The following is a 462-nucleotide window of genomic DNA, read 5'->3' on the forward strand; positions in this document are numbered from 1 at the left end:
GCGCCGGCTATCAAACAGAATGCCGAAGAGCGGCGCGTCATTACTTACGAAATCACGCCCGCCAACCCGACGCCGAAGACCCGGCCGAAGCTCACGCAGGCCACCGTCGATTCGGTCAAGAACCACAGTCAGGAAATCTTCGTCCAGTGCCTTTACATGCTGCCTGTCGTGGGCAACGCCATGTCGTTGTATGACGTAGGCATGGACATTTACCGCATTGTCAGCCAGCCGGGTGAGTCGAAGAGCTTCACCGCATGGGGCATTCTCGCCATCGACGCCATCGGCGTGATTCCAGCGGCAGGCAACGCGACCGTTCTCGTCCAGCTCGGCGTAATCGCTGTCGTCACGCGTGGTAACACGCGCGCTCAACGTGCCGACGATTTTTGGCCACGAGTGCTCCTGCATCGGAATCCGGTAGGGGCGCTCGGCAGGAATGGCCCGGAACGTGTTGTGATACGACTT

1 protein-coding gene is annotated in these 462 nt (G+C 60.0%); it reads left to right on the plus strand.

Going from position 1 to position 462, the window contains the following annotated elements; translation table 11 throughout:
* The coding region (locus NCS67_RS31795; RefSeq protein WP_284504219.1) for a hypothetical protein at nt 1–462 on the plus strand (462 nt) is incomplete at both ends.

It is taken from the genome of Caballeronia sp. ATUFL_F2_KS9A (genome assembly GCF_023630765.1).
In the GTDB taxonomy this organism is placed as follows: domain Bacteria; phylum Pseudomonadota; class Gammaproteobacteria; order Burkholderiales; family Burkholderiaceae; genus Caballeronia; species Caballeronia zhejiangensis.